A 23,065-nucleotide genomic window follows, 5' to 3' on the forward strand; every position below is an offset into this window, starting at 1 on the left:
CCCAATCGAAACTTTGAATCGACATCAAAAGGAACGCGCCATGTCTATCCGTGAACTGCTCAACCCAACCAACTCCGCCCTGATCCTGATCGACCACCAGCCACAAATGGCTTTCGGCGTGCAGTCGATCGACCGTCAGACCTTGAAGAACAACACCGTCGGCCTGGCCAAGGCAGCGAAGATCTTCAACGTACCGACCATCTACACCTCGGTCGAAACCGAAAGCTTCAGCGGCTACATCTGGCCTGAACTGCTGGCGGTACACCCGGAGCAGAAGCCGATCGAGCGCACCTCGATGAACTCCTGGGAAGACAAGGCGCTGGTTGACGCCGTGAAGGCCACCGGGCGCAAGAAGCTGATCATCGCCGCGTTGTGGACCGAGGTCTGCCTGACCTTCCCGGCCCTGGAAGCCCTGGCCGAAGGTTACGAGGTGTACATCGTCACCGACGCGTCCGGCGGTACCACCAAAGAAGCTCATGACATGTCGGTACAGCGGATGATTCAGGCCGGTGCAGTGCCGGTGACTTGGCAGCAAGTGTTGCTCGAGTACCAGCGTGACTGGGCGCACAAAGACACTTATCAAGCGGTGATGGACCTGGTGCTGGAACACAGCGGCGCGTACGGCATGGGCGTCGATTACGCCTACACCATGGTGCACAAGGCACCGCAACGGCAGGCCTGACAAGTCGGCATTTCGAAATAGATGCAGTACTTGTGGGAGCGACGGTGCGACGATTCGACTTGCTCGCGAAGGCGGTGGTTCAGTCAGTGATGAAGTGACTGATACTCCCTCATCGCGAGCAAGCTCGCTCCCACAGGTTTTGTGGCTTTACATCAGATGTTTTTCGGCTTGTGGAGTGTGGCTTGCGCCAAGGACTGCCGGCAATATCCCGGAACGCAAATCCCCGCCGCTCGGCTGCTGATAGAGGCTCAATCCAAACTCCGGCAGCACCGCCAGCAGGTAATCGAAGATATCCCCCTGGATCCGCTCGTAATCGGCCCACACCGTGGTGGTGGTAAAGCAGTAGATTTCCAGCGGAATGCCCTGGGCCGTGGTCTGCATTTGGCGGACCATGCAGGTCATGTTCGGCTGGATCTCCGGATGACTCTTCAGATAGGCCAGCGCGTAGGCGCGGAAGGTGCCGATGTTGGTCATGCGCCGGCGGTTGGCCGACATTGCCGCGACGTTGCCCTGCGCTTCGTTCCAGGCCTTGAGCTCGGCTTTCTTGCGGCCCATGTACGCGGTCAGCAGGTGCACCTGGGAGAGTTTTTCTTCTTCATCGTCGCGGATGAAGCGCACACCGCTGGCGTCGATGAACAGGCTGCGTTTGATCCGTCGCCCACCCGACTGCTGCATGCCGCGCCAGTTTCTGAACGACTCGGACATCAGGCGCCAGGTCGGGATCGAGACGATGGTCTTGTCGAAGTTCTGCACCTTGACCGTGTGCAGCGTGATATCCACCACATCGCCATCGGCGCCGACCTGCGGCATTTCGATCCAGTCGCCGACCCGCAGCATGTCGTTGCTGGTCAGTTGCACGCTGGCGACGAATGACAGCAGGGTGTCCTTGTAGACCAGCAGGATCACCGCCGACATTGCACCCAGACCCGACAGCAGCAACAGCGGCGAACGGTCGATCAGGGTAGCGACGATGATGATCGCGCCGAACACGTACAGAACCATTTTCGCCAGTTGCACATAACCCTTGATCGAGCGGGTGCGTGCGTGTTCGGTGCGTGCGTAGATATCCAGCAGGGCGTTGAGCAACGCGCTGACCGACAGTAGCAGGAACAGAATGGTGAACGCCAGCGCCACGTTGCCGAGGAACACTGTGGCGGTCTTGCTCAGCTCCGGCACCAGGTGCAGGCCGAACTGGATCACCAGCGACGGCGTCATCTGCGCCAGACGCTGAAAGACCTTGTTATGCCGAAAGTCGTTGATCCAGTGCAGCGCGGGCTGGCGACCGAGCATGCGGCTGGCGTGCAGGATCAGGTAGCGCGCCACTCGTCCGAGGATGAGCGCGATCACCAGCAGCAGAATCAAAGCCAGGCCGGCGTGCAGGAGCGGGTGCTGTTCGAGGGTACCCCAGAGGTCTTGGGCGTTGAGCCAGAGCTGTTTGAAATCCATGAGAGAGAAGATTCTTCTGTAAGACACGACGGGGGATTAGAGCATTTAAGACACTGTGTATTACCGTTGGAGACAAATCGAGCAACAAAAAAGCCACGGATTACAGCGTATTTCATAAAGAAACTCGGCCTGAGCGCTCGAAACCGGTAACCTATGCAGCTGATTTTTTGCATATCTTCGAGGTAGCACCCGTGTTTTCCCAATTCGCCCTGCACGAACGCCTGCTCAAAGCCGTGGCCGAGCTGAAATTTGTCGAGCCAACGCCTGTGCAAGCCGCGGCCATTCCGCTGGCGCTTCAGGGGCGTGACCTGCGGGTGACGGCGCAAACCGGTAGCGGCAAGACCGCCGCGTTTGTCCTGCCGATCCTCAACCGCCTGATCGGCCCGGCCAAGATCCGCGTCAGCATCAAGACCCTGATCCTGCTGCCGACCCGCGAGCTGGCCCAGCAGACCCTGAAGGAAGTCGAGCGCTTTTCGCAGTTCACTTTCATCAAGTCCGGCCTGATCACCGGCGGTGAAGACTTCAAGGTCCAGGCCGCCATGCTGCGCAAGGTGCCGGACATCCTGATCGGCACCCCGGGCCGGTTGATCGAGCAACTGAACGCCGGCAACCTCGACCTCAAGGAAGTCGAAGTGCTGGTGCTCGACGAAGCCGACCGCATGCTCGACATGGGTTTCGCCGAAGACGTACAGCGTCTGGTCGACGAATGCCCGAACCGTCAGCAGACCATGCTGTTCTCCGCCACCACCGGCGGTTCCGGCCTGCGCGAGATGATCGCCAAAGTGCTGAACAACCCTGAGCACTTGCAGCTCAACGCGGTCAGCCAACTGAACGACACCACCCGTCAGCAGATCATCACTGCCGACCACAACCAGCACAAAGAACAGATAGTGAACTGGTTGCTGGCCAACGAGACCTACCAGAAGGCCATCGTCTTCACCAACACCCGGGCCATGGCCGACCGCATCTATGGTCGCCTCGTCGCTCAGGAATACAAGGCGTTCGTGCTGCACGGCGAGAAAGACCAGAAGGATCGCAAACTGGCGATCGACCGTTTGAAGCAGGGCGGCGTGAAGATCCTGGTGGCCACCGACGTGGCGGCCCGTGGTCTGGACGTTGACGGCCTGGATCTGGTGATCAACTTCGACATGCCACGCAGCGGCGACGAATACGTACACCGCATCGGCCGTACCGGCCGTGCCGGCAATGACGGCCTGGCGATCTCGCTGATCTGCCACGGCGACTGGAACCTGATGTCGAGCATCGAGCGTTATCTGAAGCAGAGCTTCGAGCGCCGCACCATCAAGGAAGTCAAAGGCACCTACGGCGGACCGAAGAAGGTCAAGGCCTCGGGCAAGGCCGTCGGCGTGAAGAAGAAAAAGACCGACGCCAAGGGCGACAAGAAAAAAGCCGCCGCCAAGACCCCGACCAAGCGCAAGAGCGCCAACCGTCCGAAGCCGGACTCTCTGGTGAGCAGCGACGGCATGGCCCCGCTCAAGCGCCGCAAGCCGGCAGCACCTGCGGCTGAGTAAGGCGTTTCAGGCAGGCAATAAAAAAACCGGACAGTGTCCGGTTTTTTTTATTGCCAGCGTTTATCAACTGCCCAACTGTCCACGGGTGTCGGCATCAAAGCGTTGCTTGGTCTGATCCGCCTTCGGTTTGAGCTGCGCGAGCAGGGCTGCCTCGCTGTACAGCCCGGTCAGGGCCAGCTCCTTGGGCGTCGGCTCGATCGGGATCAGCACATCTTCACCGGCCGCGTGCAGCCAGATGGCCACGACATGCAGCGCCGAAACGAACAGCACTCGCAGCTCGACGGTTTTGCCCTGCAACTGCGGCGATTGCTCGGCCAGCTTCAGCGCATCGACCGTGGCGGCCGCCAGGTTGCCGTGGTTCAACGAGGCAAACTCGACGTGACCGCGGATTTCGGCCAATTGCGCATCGGCAATCGACACGCCGTCGGCAAACACCAGGTAATGCCAGTCACCGAGCCGGGCGTCCTTCAGGCCTTTGCCCTGGCTCAGATCCTCCAGGCTCAGCGAGTAGCCGCGATAGGCCTCACTGAGGCTGATTTTCGCCGGTGCAGCACTGGCGAACTGGCGATTGATGCCAAATCCCTGGGTTTGCAGCGCCGCTTGCAGCACCGGACGCAATGTCTGCACGCCGTTGGAAGGCGCCTTTGGATAAGTCAGTTGCATGATGTCGCCCTCCTAATTTTTTGCCGTGAAGTAAGTGTGGGTCCAGTTGCCGCCGCCGTTGTAGGAACCGGGGAACGAGTTCAGTGCGCGGGTCGAATAGCCGTAGATCGAGTCCGCGACCAGCACGTAGTTGCCATTGGTGCCATAGATTGTCAGGAAGTGCGCACCGCCGCCGTACCAGGCACAGCGCAGGCCGATCGGGCGGCCCATGTTGATCTGGTTCTGAATGGCCGACATCTGCAGCGAACCCGAATTCATGCCGTTGAAACTGCGGGTGATCTTCAGCGCAACGTCCAGATAGCCGTACACGTTGCACGGCCCCGGCTGATTGCAGCAATTGCGATCCAGCGCGGCGCTGGCAACGGCGCATTGGGTCCAGGACCCGGTGCCGTAATAATTGCCGACAGAGGCGGAAGCGGCGGCCCAGCACCAGTTGGTCCGGGTTTGTTGCTGCATCGTGAAGTTCAGGCTGGCGGCCGCCAGATCGCGTTGTTGTAAAGCCGTTTCGACCTCGACCAGTTGCGGGTCGAGCAGATGGCCGATCAGACATTCGGGCAGGGTATTGCCGGTGAATGCCGTTGTTTCAGTGGTTAACATTTTTCAATCCTCCATGAATGAAAACAAACGTTCCGCATTTGCGGGGATAACGGTATTGCCGAGCAATCGGTGTTCAACGGTTGCCATCTCCGATGGCCGGTTCTGATCAGGCTCGGGGTAACCCTAGGTCTGAATATGCATTTATGCAAATAATAAAATGCACTAATGCAAATTTCCGGACAAAAGGAAGCAGGCTTTGGCATCGATTTAGCCTGATCGATGCCGAAGCCTGCCGTTGTCTGAGCGGGTGTTATCCCTCGGTTTTTTTCTCCGCCGAACCCAGTTCCTTCAAGCGCTGATCGATCAACTGGCATTTGTCCGGCAGATCGGCGGAGGCAGTGCCCAGGTCCATTTTCTGCAACTCGGCGTTGATCTCCTTCGCCTTGGTCGGATTTTGCTCGGTGAGCTTCGCGACTTCCTTGGCCAGTTGCTCGCGTTTGGCGGTGGCTTCTTCCGGCGTACAGGCCCAGACGGGCAGGGCGCAGGCGAGCGTGGCGGCGAGAGTGAGTTTGAGCAGGGTTTTCATGGGGGCAGGCCTCAGTTCCGGTTAAGGCGGGTTAACCGGTTGAGGGCTGTCACCCGTGAAAAGTTCAGTGTGTTTGGGGCTCAGTCACCATGGCAGCAACTGGATTTTGCTGCCCCGTCATACCGGTCATGATGCCGCACCCACTCCATGATTTCGTCCTCATTCCGGCCTTTGGGCGTGAGGTCGAGGTAGTTGTAGGCGCCGACCAGCATGTCCAGCCCTCGGGCGTAGGTTGAGTAGGTATGGAAGATTTCGCCGTTGTCGGCGCGATAAAACACGCTGAGCCCGGGCATTTCTTCCTCGGCGCTGTCGGTCTTTTCGTAGTTGTACGTAGCCTTGCCTGCTTCAACATCTTCAGCGCGGGCGCACACGCCAAAGTCGTAGTTGAAATCGCAACCGTCCGACGACACCCAGTCGAACTTCCAGCCCATCCGCCGCTTGAACGCCTGGAATTCGGCGAATGGTGCGTGGGACACCGCCACCAGCGCAATGTCGTGATGGGCCAGGTGCAGGTTGGCGCCGTCGATGTGGTCGCTGAGGAATGAACAGCCCGGGCAGCCTTCTTCCCAGCCCTTGGCGAACATGAAGTGGTAGACGACGAGCTGGCTGTGTTTGCCGAACAGATCCGCGAGCTTTATTTCGCCGTTCGGTCCCATGAAGCGGTAATCCTTGTCGACCTTCACCCAGGGCAGGGCGCGGCGTTTGGCGCTGAGGCGGTCGCGTTCCCTGGTAAAGGCTTTTTCATCGGCCAGATGCTGCTTGCGGGCGGCGAGCCATTCTTCGCGCGATACCACCGGATGATTCTCAACGTTCATGATGATTTCTCCTGCGGGGTTGAAGCCGTCTGTCTCAGACTAGTCGTTCAACACGCCGGGGAATCGACAGACCGCCGGTCGGTCGGGGCGCCGAATAATCCTGAACGGTGGCGCAACGCTCCGGTCACAACCTGTGAACGCGCCAAAAAATCACGCGCACCGGAGGTTGAATCAGGATGACGACTTATAACTGGGATTTGATTGAACGCCTGCTGCATGAAGTGCAGAACGGCGCGGGCCACAGCTTTGCGCCACGGTCTTTTGCCGAAGACTACGCGGCGGAAAAAGCGGCGGCGGGCCAGCCGATCGAGAATCTGGATCACCTGAAAACGCTGGCCTGCGACTATGAGCAACTGCTGCTGTTGCGCGGTTACATCCAGCCCCGTGGCGATGACGAAGGCAGCACCGGCAATAACTTCAGCCTGACCCCGCGCGGCTCCAGCCTGCTGAGCCTGATCGACAGCAGCATTCCCGGCAATGATCACCCGCGTGAAGTGCTGGATGACCAAGAAGATGCGCTGGATGAACTGACGTTCGATGAGGTCGCTTCCAAGGCGCAGATTGCCTGAGGCTTTGTACAAAAGTGGGAGCGAACTTGCTCGCTCCCACTTTCTGCGGCGTCTCAGCTCTTCTGCGCAGCCTTCAGGCACTTCAAATCATTGAAGTCCTTGCGCACCCCCTCGATCTTTTTCAACAGGCGCTGCCTTTGCTGCGGCGTACTGTCAGCCATCAGATCGACGAACAGCGAACGGGCCTGCGCCTCGGTATTGGCGTAGGCCTTTTGGTAATCCGTTGTCCATAAACGCTCACGATTGACCAGAAGCGTCTCGATCCGCTGTGGGAATTCAGGACTTTTGCGTTGCGCCACCGCCGCGCTGAACTGCTTCTGCCAATGGGCGCGGTTGGCGATCCACTGAGTATTCTGATCGCCCAGTGCAGTTGACCAGGCCATCACGCGTTGCTCTTGAGCAGGACTCAACGGGCCGAGCCAGTCGTTGAGACGCTTGTCCATGCGCGCGCCACGTTCGGCAATCTGCTGCGACAGCGGCGGTTTGAGATATTCCTTCTGGCGCTTTTGCAGGTCCTTGGCGAAGGCATCGTTCATCTCGGCAACTTGCCGGTCGTCCAGCCCTTGCAGCAATTCAATCGCCGACGGGGTGATTTCCCGGGCGGTTTCGGCGATCGCCTGCTTGGCTTCTTCGGTACGGGCCTGGAGGGCGTCGTCGGTGACCTGATTGGTCTCGACCATGGTTTGCAGGCGATCGAGCCAGTCGAGATAACCCGGCAACTGCGTGGTGCAGTGCCAGCTCAAATGTTCCTTGAGGCGCTCGTTGAACCAGCCTTTCTGCTCGCCGTTCATGTCCAGGTAGTCGCTGAGCGTCCACGGAATGATCACGTCGAGATTGCGATAGGCCAGCCCGACACGGCTGCAGGCACCGAGGGCGAGGGTCAGGATCAGTAGAACGGCGAGGCGTTTGAACCAGCTAGACATGGGCGAGTCCTTGCGAAAGCCAGCCTTGAGGGTCTGATTCTCATGTGAACGCAGGATGGACCCGGCAGTTCAGCCAATCAATAGAACGCGCGTTCGGCCTTGAGCGTGACCAGCCCGTCGCACTGACTGTTATGCCCGGAATAGGCTGAGCAGTCGCTGCCGCTGAGGCTGGAGTTGCTGTAGATGAGGTCAAGGTCGATGCCCATGAACGGGCGGGAAAATTTCACCGACCAATCGGTAAAACTGCTGACATAACCCCCGTCAACCGAGACCGGCGTGTTGAGCTGATGGGTGGTGTATTTCATGCTGATCCCGATGCCGAACGGCTCATTGCCGCCGAGGTCGGCAAACAGGGTGTTGTTCTGTTTATCCGGATCGTTGCTCAGGGCGATGCCGATCCGGCTGCCGAGCAGGGTCAGGCCACCGAACAGTTCCTGACTGTCGAGGGTGTCGACCTTGGGATAGCTGTAATGGATCATCCCGACTTCGTAGCCGAGGGTCTGATCGAAAGGTTGTTTAAAGCCGATGTAAGAATCGATTTCGAGATTCTTCCCCGGCGTGAGACCCATGCTCGGTGCGTACTGGCCGACATACAGGCCGCTGTCGTGGCTCAGGTCCAGGCCGCCGTGAAACGAGCCGACCGCCGAAGGTTTGACCAGCCCCTGAGCCATGCTGCGGCTGGGCGTGGTGCCGAGCTTGAGGTCGAAATCGCCGAGCTCACGCTGGAAAATCTGCGCGTGCGCCGCCGGGCTCGCCAGAAGGCCTACAAGTAATAAACAGGAAAATTTGAGCATGCGTCACTCCGTGAGCAGCGAGCGCAGGGCGGATAAACCTGCTGAAACGCTTGATCCAGACGCGTGCAAGGATACCGGCGAATGATCGGCATCGATGGCCGTTCGTCGATTTCTGTAGTTTTGAATGTTTAGTTAAACGCCAGAGAGGTCTTGCGAGGGATCCGGTCCAGACGCTTCGAAGCTCAAAGCGCCTTTGGACAGGTGTGCTGCGGGGCGTTATTTCTTGCCCAGGCTGATCTGCTTGGACGGGCCGAACGTCTGGCCGCTGACGCCCTTGGCAATTTGCTGGATCTCGCCGCCGGACTTGAGAAATGCCGCGATCTGATCGTTGATCGATTCGCTGGTTTCAACGGCTGGAGCTGGCTTTGCTTTGCTGGTGGATGCTTTTACACGCATGGCGGCCATTAACCTGTAGAAAAGTAACTCGGCCAGGCATCGTACAGGAATAAGTTGACAATTGCTTGGTAAATATCCCCCGGAATAACCCAGCGGGCAGGTGGATTATTCTTGATTAATTATTCGAAATATCCCGCTAACCCGCTGTTTTAAATAACAACATTTATTCGATGTGAGGATGCCGCGCTACGTCGGGACCAGGCGAAACCCGTCATGCTGGCCTGACGAATGGCACACGTGCGGCGCGAAATCCAGGAAAATCAAGGCTTCCCACGGATTTTCATTCGGTGGTCCGATCTGGCGACCAACGAACCCGGCAAAACCGGGTAGAATGCCGCCCACGCAATGAGGGTATTGGAAATGGCTTTAGTCGGGCGTTACAACAGTTTGCAAGTGGTTAAACACACTAACTTCGGTTTATATCTGGACGGCGGTGCCGACGGCGAAATTCTTTTGCCCAACCGTTATATCCCCAAAGATATTCCCAGCGAAGATGAAGACTGGCTCAATGTTTTTGTTTATCTGGACAGCGATGACAAACTTATTGCCACCACTGAAAAACCAAAAGTTCAGGTCGGTGAATTTGCCAGTTTGAAAGTTGTTGAAGTCAACAGCATCGGCGTGTTCCTCGACTGGGGTCTGCCGAAGGATCTGCTGCTGCCTTACTCCGAAGAAAAACGCCAGATGACCGCTGGCGAGTACTGCGTGGTGCACGTCTACCTCGACAAGCACACCCGCCGCATCACCGCCACCGCGCGCCTGGATCGTTATCTGGACAAGACCCCGGCCAATTACAGCGTGGGCCAGGAAGTTGATCTGCTGGTGGCCGAAGCCACCGACATGGGTTTCAAGGCAGTCATCAACAACAAGCATTGGGGGCTGATTCACAAGAACGAAATCTTCAAGTTCATGCGTTCCGGCATGCGCGAGAAAGGTTTCATCAAGGAAGTGCGTGCCGACGGCAAGATCAGCCTGAGCCTGCAACCGGTAGGGCAGGAAGCGGCCAGCAGCCTGAGTTCGAAGATCCTCGCCAAGTTGCGCGAAAGCAACGGCACCCTGGCCGTCAGCGACAAGAGCGATCCGGCGCTGATCAGCAGCCTGTTCGGTGTCAGCAAGGGCAACTTCAAAAAGGCCATCGGTTCCTTGTACAAGGAAGGCAAGATCGTCATTCACGCCGATCGCATTGAACTAACCTGAGTCTCCCGTGGCCCATCTTGCATGGGCTTACTCGAGGTCGGGCAGATGAAAAAAGCACTGATTGCCTACGTCGCCACGCTGCTGACGTTTCTTTTGCTCGACGGGCTCTGGCTCGGTGTGTTGATGGCGCCGACCTATCGCGATCTGCTCGGTTCGCTGATGCTCGAAAAACCGTTGCTGGTGCCGGCAACGGTTTTTTATTGCCTGTACGTTTTCGGCTGTGTGGTGTTTGTGGTGATGCCGTCGCTGACCTGGCAACGCGCCGCCCGGATGGGGGCGCTGCTAGGGCTGGTCGCTTATGGCACTTACGACCTGACCAACTGGGCAACGCTGCGCGGCTGGTCGGCGCAGGTGTCGCTGATGGATTGGGCCTGGGGGACGTTTGCCACGGCGCTGGCTTGTTCGGTCGGATTTGTTGTGGCTGGCCGGTTTGGCAGATCAGCCCGCTGATTTTTGGTTGTTTGAACTGACGCCTTGCCAGCGATTGACGGTGCAGCCGTCAGCCATTCGCCGCTGACGTTGCAGGAGCATCAGATGTCTTTTCCAGACGGCTTTTTCTGGCTGACTGGTTAATAATTCACTCACTATTTTTCGCCCCGGACGAAGAGCCGGGGCTTTGTTTGACCATTGGAAAAACTGCCATGTCGTGTGTGTTCGAGGTGTCGAGGTGAGCGTCAGTCGGCGCAGTGCCGACGGTTTTGCCCTGCAAGTGATGATCGGCCTTTGCCTGATCTGGGGCGTACAGCAGGTGATGATCAAGTGGGCGGCGACCGACATTGCGCCGGTGATGCAGGCGGCGGGGCGATCGGGGATTTCCGCATTGCTGGTAGGACTGTTGATCTGCTGGAAGGGTGGCTGGGATCAGGTCGGCACGACCTGGCGCGGCGGCTTGCTGGCCGGTGCCTTGTTCGGGCTCGAGTTCCTGTTCATCTCCGAAGGCTTGCAGTTGACCACCGCCGCGCACATGTCGGTGTTCCTCTATACCGCGCCGATCTTCACCGCGCTTGGCGTGCATTTCCTGTTGCCCAGCGAGCGTCTGCGGCCGGTGCAATGGCTGGGGATTTTCCTCGCGTTCGTCGGCATTGCCATCGCGTTTGCCGGCGGTGTGTCGTGGGCCAACCTCGACCGCCGCATGTTGATGGGCGATGCCCTCGGCGTGCTGGCCGGCGCCAGTTGGGGCGCGACCACTGTGGTGGTGCGCGCCTCGCGTCTGTCGGAGGCTCCGGTGACGCTGACCCTGTTCTATCAACTGATCGTCGGTTTCATCGGGCTGTTGCTGATTGCGCTGCTCAGCGGCCAGATCACCCACGTCAGCCTGACCGTCGTGGCGGTGGGCTGCGTGCTGTTTCAGGGCCTGGTCGTGTCGTTCTTCAGTTACCTGACCTGGTTCTGGTTACTGCGCCGTTATCTGGCGGCCAACCTCGCGGTGTTTTCCTTCATGACGCCGTTGTTCGGCGTGACCTTCGGCGTGGTGTTGCTCGGCGAAGAACTGAGCCTGAACTTCATCATCGGTGCCGTGCTGGTGCTGCTCGGCATCACCTTCGTCAGCGCGGAACAGTGGGTGCGTCGGCGTTTGCGCAAAGCCCTCGGTCAGCCGTAATCGATTTGCATGCCAGACCGCCGGCAATCAACAAGCCGCTGCCGGCGATCACCAGCGCCGGTTGCAGGCCACCGCTGAAATGGCTGCTGAGCGCCGCCAGCAACGGCCCGCTGAGTTGGCCGACGGCGAAGCACGCGGTGAGCAGGCCGGCGTTGCGCTGGGTGGTGTGGGGCGCCAGTTCCCGGGAGCGTTGCATCACCAGTTGCATGCAGGCCAGGAACGGCGTGCCGCACAGGATCACGCCCAATGCCAGGCCGAGGCCACTGCCCAGCAGGCAAGCGAAAACCCCGGCAGCCTGCAGCCACAACGTCGCCATCAACCAGTGCCGGGTGGTGTCTGGATCATGCCGACGCAAACTCACCAGCAAAACCCCGATCGCAGCGGCGAGGCCGAAGCACGGCCAGAACAGATCGGCCTGCCATTGCCCGTGAAACTGCGCGTTGGCCATCTGCGACAGAAACGTGGCCGGAATGATGTAGCCCACACCATACAAGGCATACACCACCGCCAAGCGCCCGATGCCGCGATTCGACGAATTCACGGCGGTCGGTGCGGCCGGCACACCGACGCCCGGTTGCGGCAGGATCCGCACGATCGCCAGCAACATCCCCAGCGCCACAGCAGCGTAAATCAGCCACAGAGTCGCGGAAGTCTGCTGCGCCAGATGTGAGAACAGAGCCAGCAGTCCCGTCAGAAAAATCCCCAGCCCGGGCCCGGCAAACACCAGCGCTCCCAGACGCGGACGGCCTGTCGCCGCAGCCAGCGGTTGACTCAACGCAGTAATCATCACCAGTACCCAGGCGCTCGCCACTCCGGTGCCGAAGCGCAGCAGCAGGTGCGACCAGAAACCGTTGGCCCAGAACGACGCCAACGTCAGCAGCACGCACAACCACAGACCGCCGTGCAGGCGACGCTGGACCTGATCCGGCCGGCGGGAAAACATCCCATCCACCGCACCAAGCAAATAGCCGAGGTAGTTGGCCGCCGCAATCAGACCGGCGGCGGTCAGGTCGATCTGGCCTTCGCTGAGCAGGTGCGGCAATTGCGGGGTGAGGGCGAAACGCCCGATGCCCATGGCCATCATCAGGGCGATGAAGCAGGCGGATAAGCGAATCAGCGGGGACATGGTCTGAATTCCGTTGGTGGTTCAATGACCGTCAGGCTAGGACTGATTGACTTTCTTTAAAATTGAATAATAGTGAGCAACTTGTTCTGTTCAGGAGAAAGGTTGTGGAGTTCAGCCAATTGCGGATCTTTCAGGCCGTGGCGCAGGAGGGCTCGATCACCCGCGCCGCCGAACGTTTGCACCGCGTGCCGTCGAACCTGTCGACCCGGCTTAAGCAGTTGGAGGAGCAACTGGGTGTCGAATTGTTCGTCCGTGAGCGTCAGCGTTTGCAGTTGTCGCCTGCAGGAAAAGTCCTGCTGGACTACACCGGCAAACTGTTCGCCTTGCGCGATCAGGCCAGTGCGGCGGTGATGGGCGGGCAACCCGCGGGGGATTTCGTGCTCGGCACGCTATACAGCACGGCAGCGATTCATCTGCCGGCGTTGCTGGCGCGCTATCACAAACAGTATCCGGCGGTGAATCTTCAGGTGCAGTCCGGGCCCAGTGGTGAATTGCTCGAAGGCCTGCTCACCGGACGCCTCGACGCCGCACTGGTGGACGGCCCGCCGCAACTGGCCGGGATCGACGGTGTGCCGTTGTGCAACGAGCGGCTGGTGCTGATCAGCGAGGCCGATCACCCGCCGGTGCGCAGTGCCAAGGATGTCGAGGGGCGGGCGGTGTTCACCTTTCGTCATGGCTGCGCCTACCGCGCGCGGCTGGAAGCGTGGTTCGCCCACTATCAGGCGGCGATGGGCCGGGCGATGGAGATCGAGTCCTATCAGGGCATGCTCGCCTGCGTGATTGCCGGCAGTGGCGTGGCGCTGATGTCGGAGTCGATGCTCGCCAGCCTGCCGGGGCGCGAAAGCGTGGCGGTGCATCCGCTGGCCGAGCCGTTTGCCAGTGCGACAACATGGCTGATGTGGCGGCGGGGCATGGTTGGGGCCAACCTCAATGCGTGGATCGAACAGCAGCAGGCGCTCTATCCCGTGGCTGGCGAAGACGTGCGGGAAACGGCTTGAACGAACGGTCAGGGATTTGGATCAATTCAGTAACAGATCATTGCGGATTTGGCCGAGCATTGCGTAGGACTTCGGACTATTATCAGTGCGAAGCGGCCTCAGAATTCCGGACGCTCAGCACCACCCTGAAGGGGGCATGACGATGAAAGAGAAAATTCAAAACTGGCTGCACGATTTGGGTGTTGCCCTCGGCTTGATCGAACCGCCTCTGCAACCGGTCCCGATTCGCACCGATGACGAACAGCGTCGGCGTCAGCCACGTCGGCGGTAATGCCCCGCTTTGAAGGATCAAAGGATTTAAACGACAGAAGATCGCACCCGGTCGCCATTTCCTGGAGTGGCGACCGGGTGCGATCTTTTGTTTTTTCAGTGACGCCCGATTTCCATCAGAAACCGGCTCAGGTCATTCGCGGTTTTCGCGGTCTTGAGCATCCGGTCCTCTTCGGCGGTGAAGGCCGTCAGTCCGAATTCATCTTCCAGATGGAAGATCAGATCCTCGATATCCGCTTTTTCCAGCCCCAGCTGCGCGAGGCTGGTGTTGTCGTCGAATTCACGATTTTCCAGCAGGCGCAGGATGAACCGGTGCACGGCAGCACGTACGGCAGCTCTTCTCATTGCAGATCTTTATGGTTGTTGGTCTGACTGGAGTACAGCAGGCCTCAGGCGTGTCGGCGCAACCATTCGTCAATCATCGGACGTAAGCGCTCTCCCGAGAAACTGCCGAAGTGCCCGCCGTGCACCGTGCGGATCTTCAACGCCTGCAGGCGTCGCAGGCTGGCGGCGTAGTCGTCGAGGTTGGAGTGGTAGGCGTCTTCTATCAGCGGGCCGTCGTAAATGATGTCGCCGCTGAACAGGGTTTCCGTGGCCGCTTCGTAGAGGCTGATCCCGCCCGGTGAATGCCCCGGCGTGTGCAGCACCTGCAAGGTTCGATTGCCGAGGTCCAGCACATCGCCTTCCTCGACAAACCCGGTAGCGGGCGCTGCCTTGACCCGGTATTCGGCGTAGCACAACGGGCAATCCGGGTGCGCTTCGAACATGTCATCGCCGACGAAGGCCCGGCTCAGATCGTTCTCGCCATCCGGCGCTGCCAGAATGTTCGCCTCGGCGGGATGCACCAGCCGTTCGGCAAACTCGTGATGCCCGGCGATGTGGTCGAAATGGCAGTGACTGGCCACCGCCACCAGCGGCCGTTCAGTCAGCCATGGCAGTTGCTCGCGCAGGCTGACCAGCCCGGAACCGCTGTCGAGCAGCAGATCCTTGTCCCGACCCTGAACATGCCACAGGTTGCAGCGATAGAACGGGCGGATGTACGGCTCGTGAATCAGCCGAATGCCGTCACTCAGGGTTTGCACTTCGAACCACTGATCGCGAGAAACAATCTTCATCAAGCATTTTCTCCAGACGAAAAAAACGGGTGTGGCAACCGACGCCACACCCGCCGAAGAAAGCATCAAGTCGTTGTGTTCAGCTTAGATCGCGCTGGCCACCGCGTTTGGGCGACGGGACATCAGGCTGACCACCACAAAACTCACCAGACCCACAGCCAGGCTGTAGTAGATCGGCGTGTTGGCGTCCAGGCCGTCCTTGAACATGAACAGCAGGGCGGTGGCGAAACCCAGACCCATGCTGGCGATGGCGCCGGCGGTGGTTGCGCGTTTCCAGAAGATTGCACCGATCAGCGGGATCAGCATGCCGCCCACCAACAGGTTGTAAGCGAGGGTCAGGGCGCTGATCACGTCGTTGACCACCAGCGCGATGGCCAGGACCACGGCACCGGTCAGCAGGGTGAACAGGCGGTTCACACCCAGGCTCGACTGTTTGCCGCCACGCAGTTTCGGCAGCAGGTCTTCGGTCAGGGTAGTGGCCGCGGCGAGCAGGCCGGCGCTGGCGGTGGACATCATTGCGGCCAGGGCTGCGGCGATCACCAGGCCACGGATACCGTCCGGCAGCGACAGTTTGACGATCGCGGCGAAGGCGTTGTTGACGTTGTCCAGATCCGGAATCAGTACGTGTGCCGCCATGCCGATCAGAGCACAGGCCAGACCGTAGAGGATGCAGTAGACGCCCGCGAGGCTACCGGCGTACTGAGCCACTTTTTCGTTCTTGACGGTGAACACCCGTTGCCAGATGTCCTGACCGATCAGGATGCCGAAGAAGTAAATCATGAAGTAGGTGATGATCGTGTCCCAGCCGATGGTGGTGAAGTTGAACGCCGTCGCCGGCAGTTTCAGCACCAGCTCATCCCAGCCGCCGACGCGGTACAGGCAGATTGGCAGAAGGATGAACATCAGGCCGACAGTCTTGATGATGAACTGGACGATGTCGGTCAGGGTCAGCGACCACATGCCGCCGATGGCCGAGTACACCACCACCACGCCACCGCCGAGCAGCACCGAGACCCAGAACGGCAGGCCGAACAGCACTTGCAGCACGGTGCCGATGGCGAGGATCGAGGTCACGCCGATCATCAGCGCGTAGGCCAGCATGATCGCCGCGCTCGCCGAGCGGGCCATCGGGTTGTAGCGTTTTTCCAGCACCTGGGTAACGGTGTAGATCTTCAGTTTCAGCAGCGGCTTGGCCAGGAACAGGTTCAGCGCCACGATGCCGCAACCCAGTGCCGCGCACAGCCAGAAACCGGAGATGCCGTGCACGTAGCCCAGACGCACGGTGCCGACGGTGGACGCGCCACCGAGAACGGTCGCGGCCATGGTGCCCATGTACAGGCTCGGGCCGAGGTTACGTCCGGCGACGAGGAAGTCCTCGTTGGTCTTGGCCTTGCGCATGCCGAAGTAGCCGAGCAAGAGCATGCCGGCCGCGTAGATGAGGACGACGAATAAATCCAAAGCCATGATGGCGTGTCTCCGATTGTCTTTTTTATGAGGTGGAACACTGTGGGAGAAGGCTGACTCCCACAGGCGATTCGTTTCTTCAGGCGGCCTGACGCAGCGCCGCTTCAGCCGGCGCATGGGCGCCTTTGCTCCGGGGATCCTTCGGGCCGTAGACCAGCGCCGGTTCCGGGAACAGGCTCAGCAGCATCAGGTACATCACCGAGGCCAGGCCCAGGGTCACCAGCAGGCTGATGTCGATGCCGCCGGCCAGTTCACCCAGCGGGCCGACGAACTGCCCCGGCAGGTTGACGAAGCACAGGCCGACCGCCGCGCTCGGGATCCACGCGCCCAGACCGCGCCAGTTCCAGCCGTGGCTGAACCAGTAGCGTCCGCCTTGCTCGCCGCGCGTGAACACTTGCAGGTCGTCCGGGCAGTAGAAGCCGCGACGCACCACCAGGCCGATGATCATGATCACCATCCACGGGGTGGTGCAGGTGATGATCAGCACGGCGAAGGTCGACACGCTCTGCACCAGGTTCGCCGCGAAGCGCCCGATGAAGATGAAGGCGATCGACAGCACGCCGATCAGCAACGTCGCCTTGACCCGCGACAGCAGGCGCGGGAACACGCTCGACATGTCCAGCCCGGTGCCGTACAGCGACGTGGTGCCGGTGGACATGCCACCGATCACCGCAATCAGGCACACCGGCAGGAAGAACCAGCTCGGCGACACCGCCAGCAGACCGCCGACGTAGTTGTTGGCCGCGATGTAGTCCGGCGCCTGGATCGCCACGATGGTCGCGGTGGTCAGGCCGAACAGGAACGGGATGAAGGTGGCGATCTGCGAGAAAATCACTGCCGCCATGATCCGCTGACGCGAAGTTTCACGCGGGATGTAGCGGGCCCAGTCGCCGAGGAACGCGCCGAAGGAAATCGGGTTGCTCATGGCCACCAGCGCGGCGCCGATGAACGCGGCCCAGAAGCCCGGCTGACCGAGGCTGACGGTGCCGGCGTAGTGCGAATCGAAGGGACCGGCGAAGGCGAAGATGCCCAGCAGGAACAGCAGGCTCGCGCTCCACACCGCGACCTTGTTCACCCACAGCAGGAAGCGGAAGCCGTAGATGCACACGGTCAGCACCAGAATCGCGAACAGACCGTAGGCCAGGCCCAGGGTCAGGTCGGTTTCCGGCAGGCCGATCAGGCGTTTCGCACCACCGATCAACGCATCTCCCGAACTCCACACCGAGAGCGAGAAGAAGGCGATGGCGGTCAACAGCGACAGGAACGAACCGACGATCCGCCCGTGCACGCCGAAGTGCGCACCGGACGACACGGCATTGTTGGTGCCGTTGAGCGGACCGAACAGGCCCATCGGTGCGAGGATCAGCGAGCCGAGCAGCACGCCCGAAACAATCGCCCAGACGCCCGCCTGAAAGGACAGGCCGAATAGCACCGGGAAACTGCCGAGCACGGCGGTGGCAAAGGTATTCGCGCCGCCAAAGATCATGCGGAACAAGTCCACGGGACCGGCGGTACGTTCGTTGTCCGGGATCTGTTCGACCCCGTGGGTTTCAATCTGCGTAAGGCTTTGGTCTTTGTTGTTGTTATTCATGATCTGCTCCGATCACAAAGGCGCGCTCATCGTGCGTGAGCGTCACCTGTTTGGCTAAGGGGGTGGCAGCCCTTCCGGCATTGCGGACAAATGTTCGTGGCAGGCCAGCCAATGGCCTTGTTGTTCTAGGCTCGACGCTTGTTTTCTGAAAACAATCGTCTCGCGCTCCTGGCTGAAGTGTTGCTCCCCTTGCATGCGCAGCTCGGTGGCCACGTCATGGATGAAAATCGCCACATCACCTTGCAGGCTGACGAAGGCGTTGCTCGAGGTGCACGACAGCACCTCGAAGCCATCCTCGGCGCGCCAGCTGTCCCACAACGCCTGATAGGCATCGCGCGACAGCAGGGGCTGTTCGAGGGTGTAGAACACGAAGCTCGCATCGGCGCTGAACGCGCCGAAGTAGGCTTCGCGATCGTTGCGGGCGAAGGCGGACACCAGATTGGCGGCCGCTTTCAGAACCTGATCACGTTCGTTCATGACCCGACCCTCAGCGGTGGACCACACCCGGCAGTACGCAGAGCATTTCGTACAGCAGGTTGGCGGCCAGCAGCGAGGTGTTGCCGGTGGTGTCATAAGCGGGCGAGACTTCTACCAGATCGCAGCCGATCAGGTCGAGGCCCTGACAGCCGCGAACGATTTCAATCGCCTGAATGGTCGTCAGACCACCGATTTCCGGGGTGCCGGTGCCAGGCGCCCAGGCCGGGTCGATGCCGTCGATGTCGAAGCTCAGGTACACCGGGCCGCCACCGACTTTCTCGCGCACTTCGGCCATCAGCGGTTCCAGCGACTTGTGCCAGCACTCTTCGGCCTGAACGACGCGGAAGCCCTGATCGCGGCTCCAGTTGAAGTCGTCAGCGGTGTAGCCCTGCGCGCGCAGACCAATCTGCACCACACGGTCGCAGTCCAGAAGACCTTCCTCGACGGCGCGACGGAAGGTCGTGCCGTGGGCGATCTTCTCGCCGAACATGTGATCGTTGACGTCAGCGTGGGCGTCGATATGTACCAGACCGACCTTGCCGTGCTTTTTGTGGATGGCACGCAGGATCGGCAGGGTGATGGTGTGGTCGCCACCCAGGGTCATCGGGATCACGTTGTGCTCGAGGATGTTGTCGTAGGCTTCTTCGATGATGCGCACGGCGTCGAGCAGGTTGAAGGTGTTGATCGCCACGTCACCGATGTCGGCAACCGACAGCGAGTCGAACGGCGCAGCGCCGGTGGCCATGTTGTACGGGCGGATCATCACCGATTCGGTGCGGATGTCGCGCGGCCCGAAGCGGGTGCCGGGGCGCAGCGAAGTACCGATGTCCAGTGGCACGCCAACGAAGGCAGCGTCCAGGCCGGCAGCGGTCGGTACATGGGGGAGTCGGAGCATGGTGGCGATGCCGCCGAAGCGCGGCATTTCGTTGCCGCCCAGTGGTTGGTGAAGAATCTTGTCCACGGGTAGGGCCTCATCGTCTTTGTTTTATTTATGTCGGCGCGCCGCATTCGCAAGGTCACGGGCACCGCTGTGGGCCGATTCTGCGAAATGTAGTGCGGCGGAAGAATCGCTACGGGCAAATACTTAGTTCAGAATTTTCTAAACTAATGCCAGGGAGGTGGATAGACTTCTCGCTGATCGTTCCCACGCTCTCGTGGGAATGCATCCGGTGACGCTCCGCGTCACAGCCGTGAAGCGGACGCAGAGCGTCCAAGGCGGCATTCCCACGCGCAGCACGGGAACGATCTACGCAGAACGATCCTTGGAGTAGACATGGCCAACGCTTTACCCGACCTGAAACTTTTGCGCATCTTCGTCAGCGTCGTGCGTCATCAGGGGTTTGCCAACGCGCAGCAGGAACTCAACCTGTCGACGTCGGCGATCAGCACCTACATGAGCCAGCTCGAAGCCGCGCTGGGTCTGGTGCTGTGCCACCGCGGGCGTGGCGGTTTCAGCCTGACCAGCAAGGGCGAACTGTTCCATCAGGAAACCCTGCGCCTGCTGGCCGAACTCGAAGGTTTCGAGCAATACGCCGCCGCGCTCAAGGGCGAATTGCGCGGCACGCTCAACCTCGGGGTGATCGATTCCACGGTCAGCGACAAGGCCCTGCCGTTTGCCGAAGCCATCGGCGCCTACAGCCAGGAACACCCGGCGGTGCATTTGCACCTGTCGGTGATGAGTCCCTACGAACTGCAACTCGGCGTGCAGGACAACCGCCTCGATCTGGCCATTGGTGCATTCTCCACGCGCATGAGCGGTCTGGTGTACATGCCGCTGTACCGCGAACAGCACTGGCTGTATTGCAGCAGCCGTCACCCGTTGTTCAACGAGCGGCGGATTCCCGAGCAGGTCATCACTCAGCAACGCATGGTCGGTCGGGGCTACTGGAGCCAGGCCGAACTGGCGCGCCACGGTTTCAAACACAGTGCTGCGACGGTAGAAAGTATGGAAGCGCAGCTGATTCTGGTGCTGTCCGGCGCCTACATCGGCTACCTGCCGGAGCACTACGCCCAGGCCTGGGCCGACAAGGGCGACCTGCGGGTGCTGCTGCCGGCGACCTTCGGTTATCAGGCGCCGTTTTCCATGATCATGCGCCGTGGCCGCAGCCGCGAGCCGCTGATCCAGACTTTCCGCGATCTGCTCAAAGCGCAGCTCAATCAGGCATAAGCACATGTCCAGACCCCAATGCCCGCGCTGCCTGCGCCCACAAACCCATTGCCTGTGCCCGCTGATCCCCAGCCTCGACAGCCGCACCCGGGTGTTGCTGTTGCAGCACCCGAGCGAGGTCAGCCACGCGCTCAACACAGCACGGCTGGCGGCGCTCGGTTTGAACAATGCCGAACTGATTGTCGGCGAGGTGTTCGAGGATCTGCCCGCGCTGCTGAACCGGCCGGGCTATCAGACGCGGTTGCTGTTCCCGGCGGATGATGCGCAGCCGATGCAGGCGTACACCGCGTCCGATGAACCGCTGCTGCTGGTGGTGCCGGACGGCACGTGGCGCAAGGCGCGCAAGATGTTGCACCTCAATCCGCTGCTGGCGGCGTTGCCACGGGTGACGCTGGCCGAGGGCGGGGTTTCCCGGTATCGGCTGCGCAAGGCACCGGGGCCGGGGGCGTTGTCGACGATTGAGGCGATTGTGCAGGCGTTGCAGACGCTGGAAGCACCAGCCTCTTTCGAGCCGTTGCTCAAGCCGTTCGAGGCGCTGATCGAGGGGCAGATTGCGGCGATGGGGGAGGAGACTTTCCAAAAGAATCACGGAGGCTGATCGCACTCGCCCTGATCGTTCCCACGCTCCGCGTGGGAATGCCGCCCGGGACGCTCCGCGTCCCTTAGCGACGGTGACGCAGAGCGTCACTGGATGCATTCCCACGCAGAGCGTGGGAACGATCAAACGATCAACGTGAGAGTGATCAATCACTAGCGCTCGCGCATCGCTTCGGTCCGGGCCTTGAGTACCGGTTTGAGCAGGTAATCCAGCACGCTTTTCTCCCCGGTAATGATGTCCACCGTCGCCACCATCCCAGGAATGATCAGCAGCGGTTTCACATCCCCGCCCAAATGGTTTTTGTCGGTGCGCACCTGGATCAGGTAGAAGCTGTTGCCCTTGTCGTCGGTGATGGTGTCGGCGCCGATCAGCTCAAGCTTGGCGCTGAGCCCGCCGTAGATCGTGTAGTCATAGGCACTGAACTTGACCATGGCTTTCTGGCCCGGATGCAGGAACGCCACGTCCTGCGGCCGGACCTTGGCTTCGATCAGCAGGTTGTCTTCCAGCGGCACGATCTCCACCATGTCGCTGCCCGGCTGCACCACGCCGCCGATGGTGTTGACCTTCATCTGCTTGATCACCCCACGCACCGGCGAGGTCACGGTGGTGCGGCTGACGCGGTCGTCGATGGCGATGCTCGACGCAGTGATTTTCGACAGGTCGGTGCGTTTCTCGTTGAGCTCCTTGGCCGCTTCGGAACGGAAGGTCTGTTCCGATTCGTCGATCTTGCTGCGGATCTCGGCGATGGCCGATTCGGCGCGAGGAATCGCCAGGGTCGTGGCATTCAACGAACCGCGAATTTCCACGGCGCTGCGCTTGAGCCGCAGAATCTCCACCGGCGACACGGCACCGGTCTTGACCAGCGGTTCGGACATGTTCATTTCCTGATTGACCAGCGCCAGGCTCGAACTGTACTGGCTGGCTTTCGAGCGAAACTCCGCCAGTTCCTGGGTTTTTTGCCTCAGTTGTTCCGACAGTGTCCGCTGCTCGCTGGCCAGCCGCCGTTGCCGTTGTTCATACAGCGCGCGCTCGTCCTCGGCCACTTGCGGAGCCTTGGCGATCACCTCGTCCGAAAGCTTGAACGGCCGGCCTTCGGCTTCGGCAGACAAGCGTTCAACCTGCGCGGTCAGGGCATAACGATCGGCCTCGCTCTCACCCTTGTTCGACAGAAACCGCGTGTCATCCAGACGCAGCAAGGTGTCGCCCTTGCTGACCATTTGCCCTTCACGCACGAAGATCTCGGTGACGATCCCGCCTTCGAGGTTCTGGATCACCTGGACCTTGCTCGACGGAATCGCCTTGCCTTCGCCCATCGTTACTTCCTGGAGCACCGCGAACTTGGCCCAGACCAGCGCACTGATCAACAGCGCTGCCGCCAGCCACACGGTGATGCGCGACCAGCGCGGTGCGTCCTGCAACGAGGCGCCGGCGGTTTCCGGCATGAATTCGGCTTCGGCGCTTTTGCCGAAACTGTCGAAGTAACCGCGCGGTTTTGAAGAAGACGAAGCAGACATGGGGC

General features: G+C 60.5%; 26 protein-coding genes. 10 read left to right on the top strand and 16 right to left on the bottom strand.

Translation table 11 applies throughout. From position 1 onward, the window contains the following. Window positions 1–40: 40 nt before the first annotated feature. Window positions 41–682 (top strand): hydrolase, encoded by a 642-nt coding sequence (locus tag I5961_RS07275; RefSeq protein ID WP_007956548.1) that lies wholly within the window; start codon window positions 41–43, stop codon window positions 680–682. 147 nt (window positions 683–829) lie between these two features. Here I5961_RS07275 and I5961_RS07280 read toward each other — a convergent pair whose 3' ends face one another. Continuing rightward, a complete protein-coding gene (locus tag I5961_RS07280; protein WP_085700655.1) occupies window positions 830–2,128 on the bottom strand; it encodes a mechanosensitive ion channel family protein in 1,299 nt (432 codons plus the stop codon). A gap of 191 nt (window positions 2,129–2,319) precedes the next feature. Here I5961_RS07280 and I5961_RS07285 point away from each other — a divergent pair, with 191 nt between their 5' ends. Next, complete coding sequence (locus I5961_RS07285) at window positions 2,320–3,660, top strand: DEAD/DEAH box helicase (protein WP_227234768.1); 1,341 nt, start codon at window positions 2,320–2,322, stop codon at window positions 3,658–3,660. A 63-nt stretch (window positions 3,661–3,723) separates the two neighbouring features. Here I5961_RS07285 and I5961_RS07290 read toward each other — a convergent pair whose 3' ends face one another. The 4 genes from I5961_RS07290 to I5961_RS07305 form a co-directional block, all read right to left on the bottom strand. After that, a complete protein-coding gene (locus tag I5961_RS07290) occupies window positions 3,724–4,323 on the bottom strand; it encodes a hypothetical protein (protein WP_227234770.1) in 600 nt (199 codons plus the stop codon). 12 nt (window positions 4,324–4,335) lie between these two features. Beyond that, a complete protein-coding gene (locus I5961_RS07295) occupies window positions 4,336–4,920 on the bottom strand; it encodes a papain-like cysteine protease family protein (RefSeq protein WP_085700658.1) in 585 nt (194 codons plus the stop codon). Between the two features lie 250 nt (window positions 4,921–5,170). Further along, window positions 5,171–5,446, bottom strand: coding sequence for a hypothetical protein (locus I5961_RS07300; RefSeq protein ID WP_007956561.1), 276 nt, complete (start codon window positions 5,444–5,446; stop codon window positions 5,171–5,173). 80 nt (window positions 5,447–5,526) lie between these two features. Continuing rightward, window positions 5,527–6,261, bottom strand: a complete 735-nt coding sequence (locus I5961_RS07305) for a DUF899 domain-containing protein (protein ID WP_227234771.1) — start codon at window positions 6,259–6,261, stop codon at window positions 5,527–5,529. A gap of 176 nt (window positions 6,262–6,437) precedes the next feature. Here I5961_RS07305 and I5961_RS07310 point away from each other — a divergent pair, with 176 nt between their 5' ends. Continuing rightward, on the top strand, window positions 6,438–6,830 hold the full coding sequence (locus tag I5961_RS07310; protein WP_085700661.1) for a transcriptional regulator: 393 nt from the start codon (window positions 6,438–6,440) through the stop codon (window positions 6,828–6,830). 53 nt (window positions 6,831–6,883) lie between these two features. On the opposite strand, the gene I5961_RS07315 is transcribed toward I5961_RS07310, so the two are convergent. From I5961_RS07315 to I5961_RS07325, 3 genes are all read right to left on the bottom strand, one after another. Continuing rightward, window positions 6,884–7,753 (bottom strand): DUF6279 family lipoprotein, encoded by an 870-nt coding sequence (locus tag I5961_RS07315; protein ID WP_085700662.1) that lies wholly within the window; start codon window positions 7,751–7,753, stop codon window positions 6,884–6,886. 77 nt (window positions 7,754–7,830) lie between these two features. Continuing rightward, window positions 7,831–8,547 (bottom strand): TorF family putative porin, encoded by a 717-nt coding sequence (locus tag I5961_RS07320; protein ID WP_227234772.1) that lies wholly within the window; start codon window positions 8,545–8,547, stop codon window positions 7,831–7,833. Between the two features lie 216 nt (window positions 8,548–8,763). Continuing rightward, complete coding sequence (locus I5961_RS07325) at window positions 8,764–8,952, bottom strand: hypothetical protein (RefSeq protein ID WP_016985943.1); 189 nt, start codon at window positions 8,950–8,952, stop codon at window positions 8,764–8,766. A 351-nt stretch (window positions 8,953–9,303) separates the two neighbouring features. Between I5961_RS07325 and I5961_RS07330 the strand changes: the two genes are divergently transcribed. The 3 genes from I5961_RS07330 (at window position 9,304) to I5961_RS07340 (ending at window position 11,740) form a co-directional block, all read left to right on the top strand. After that, window positions 9,304–10,140, top strand: a complete 837-nt coding sequence (locus I5961_RS07330; RefSeq protein WP_085700664.1) for a S1 RNA-binding domain-containing protein — start codon at window positions 9,304–9,306, stop codon at window positions 10,138–10,140. A 45-nt stretch (window positions 10,141–10,185) separates the two neighbouring features. After that, entirely contained in the window at window positions 10,186–10,590 is a 405-nt protein-coding gene (locus I5961_RS07335; protein WP_227234774.1) for a DUF2177 family protein, read from the top strand. A gap of 217 nt (window positions 10,591–10,807) precedes the next feature. Beyond that, window positions 10,808–11,740, top strand: a complete 933-nt coding sequence (locus tag I5961_RS07340) for a DMT family transporter (protein WP_227234776.1) — start codon at window positions 10,808–10,810, stop codon at window positions 11,738–11,740. On the opposite strand, the gene I5961_RS07345 is transcribed toward I5961_RS07340, so the two are convergent. Beyond that, window positions 11,685–12,866, bottom strand: a complete 1,182-nt coding sequence (locus I5961_RS07345; RefSeq protein WP_227234777.1) for an MFS transporter — start codon at window positions 12,864–12,866, stop codon at window positions 11,685–11,687. The two genes, I5961_RS07340 and I5961_RS07345, sit on opposite strands and share 56 nt — an antisense overlap. Before the next feature lie 104 nt (window positions 12,867–12,970). Between I5961_RS07345 and ptrR the strand changes: the two genes are divergently transcribed. Together ptrR and I5961_RS28595 are read left to right on the top strand one after the other, a co-directional pair. Beyond that, a complete protein-coding gene (gene ptrR, locus I5961_RS07350; protein WP_085700667.1) occupies window positions 12,971–13,864 on the top strand; it encodes a putrescine utilization regulator PtrR in 894 nt (297 codons plus the stop codon). A gap of 142 nt (window positions 13,865–14,006) precedes the next feature. Further along, window positions 14,007–14,135: a PA1414 family protein gene (locus I5961_RS28595; RefSeq protein WP_003184145.1), complete on the top strand. Its 129-nt coding sequence runs from the start codon at window positions 14,007–14,009 to the stop codon at window positions 14,133–14,135. A 95-nt stretch (window positions 14,136–14,230) separates the two neighbouring features. Here I5961_RS28595 and I5961_RS07355 read toward each other — a convergent pair whose 3' ends face one another. The 6 genes from I5961_RS07355 to speB form a co-directional block, all read right to left on the bottom strand. Beyond that, window positions 14,231–14,479 (bottom strand): hypothetical protein, encoded by a 249-nt coding sequence (locus tag I5961_RS07355; RefSeq protein WP_007956577.1) that lies wholly within the window; start codon window positions 14,477–14,479, stop codon window positions 14,231–14,233. A 44-nt stretch (window positions 14,480–14,523) separates the two neighbouring features. Continuing rightward, window positions 14,524–15,249, bottom strand: a complete 726-nt coding sequence (locus tag I5961_RS07360) for an MBL fold metallo-hydrolase (protein ID WP_227234779.1) — start codon at window positions 15,247–15,249, stop codon at window positions 14,524–14,526. An 84-nt stretch (window positions 15,250–15,333) separates the two neighbouring features. Continuing rightward, the gene (locus I5961_RS07365; protein ID WP_227234780.1) at window positions 15,334–16,713 is read right to left on the bottom strand and encodes a sodium:solute symporter; all 1,380 of its coding nucleotides are present in this window, start codon (window positions 16,711–16,713) and stop codon (window positions 15,334–15,336) included. A 79-nt stretch (window positions 16,714–16,792) separates the two neighbouring features. Then, window positions 16,793–18,304: a purine-cytosine permease family protein gene (locus I5961_RS07370; RefSeq protein ID WP_011332981.1), complete on the bottom strand. Its 1,512-nt coding sequence runs from the start codon at window positions 18,302–18,304 to the stop codon at window positions 16,793–16,795. A gap of 54 nt (window positions 18,305–18,358) precedes the next feature. Beyond that, entirely contained in the window at window positions 18,359–18,781 is a 423-nt protein-coding gene (locus I5961_RS07375) for a YybH family protein (protein WP_227234782.1), read from the bottom strand. Window positions 18,782–18,791: 10 nt separating this feature from the next. After that, window positions 18,792–19,742 (bottom strand): agmatinase, encoded by a 951-nt coding sequence (gene speB / locus I5961_RS07380; RefSeq protein ID WP_007956591.1) that lies wholly within the window; start codon window positions 19,740–19,742, stop codon window positions 18,792–18,794. Window positions 19,743–20,054: 312 nt separating this feature from the next. Here speB and I5961_RS07385 point away from each other — a divergent pair, with 312 nt between their 5' ends. Together I5961_RS07385 and I5961_RS07390 are read left to right on the top strand one after the other, a co-directional pair. After that, window positions 20,055–20,948: a LysR family transcriptional regulator gene (locus I5961_RS07385; RefSeq protein WP_007956593.1), complete on the top strand. Its 894-nt coding sequence runs from the start codon at window positions 20,055–20,057 to the stop codon at window positions 20,946–20,948. Between the two features lie 4 nt (window positions 20,949–20,952). Beyond that, on the top strand, window positions 20,953–21,546 hold the full coding sequence (locus I5961_RS07390; protein WP_227234783.1) for a tRNA-uridine aminocarboxypropyltransferase: 594 nt from the start codon (window positions 20,953–20,955) through the stop codon (window positions 21,544–21,546). A gap of 152 nt (window positions 21,547–21,698) precedes the next feature. Here I5961_RS07390 and I5961_RS07395 read toward each other — a convergent pair whose 3' ends face one another. Then, window positions 21,699–23,060: an HlyD family type I secretion periplasmic adaptor subunit gene (locus tag I5961_RS07395; RefSeq protein WP_227234785.1), complete on the bottom strand. Its 1,362-nt coding sequence runs from the start codon at window positions 23,058–23,060 to the stop codon at window positions 21,699–21,701. Window positions 23,061–23,065 lie beyond the last annotated feature (5 nt).

It is taken from the genome of Pseudomonas sp. IAC-BECa141, assembly GCF_020544405.1.
In the GTDB taxonomy this organism is placed as follows: domain Bacteria; phylum Pseudomonadota; class Gammaproteobacteria; order Pseudomonadales; family Pseudomonadaceae; genus Aquipseudomonas.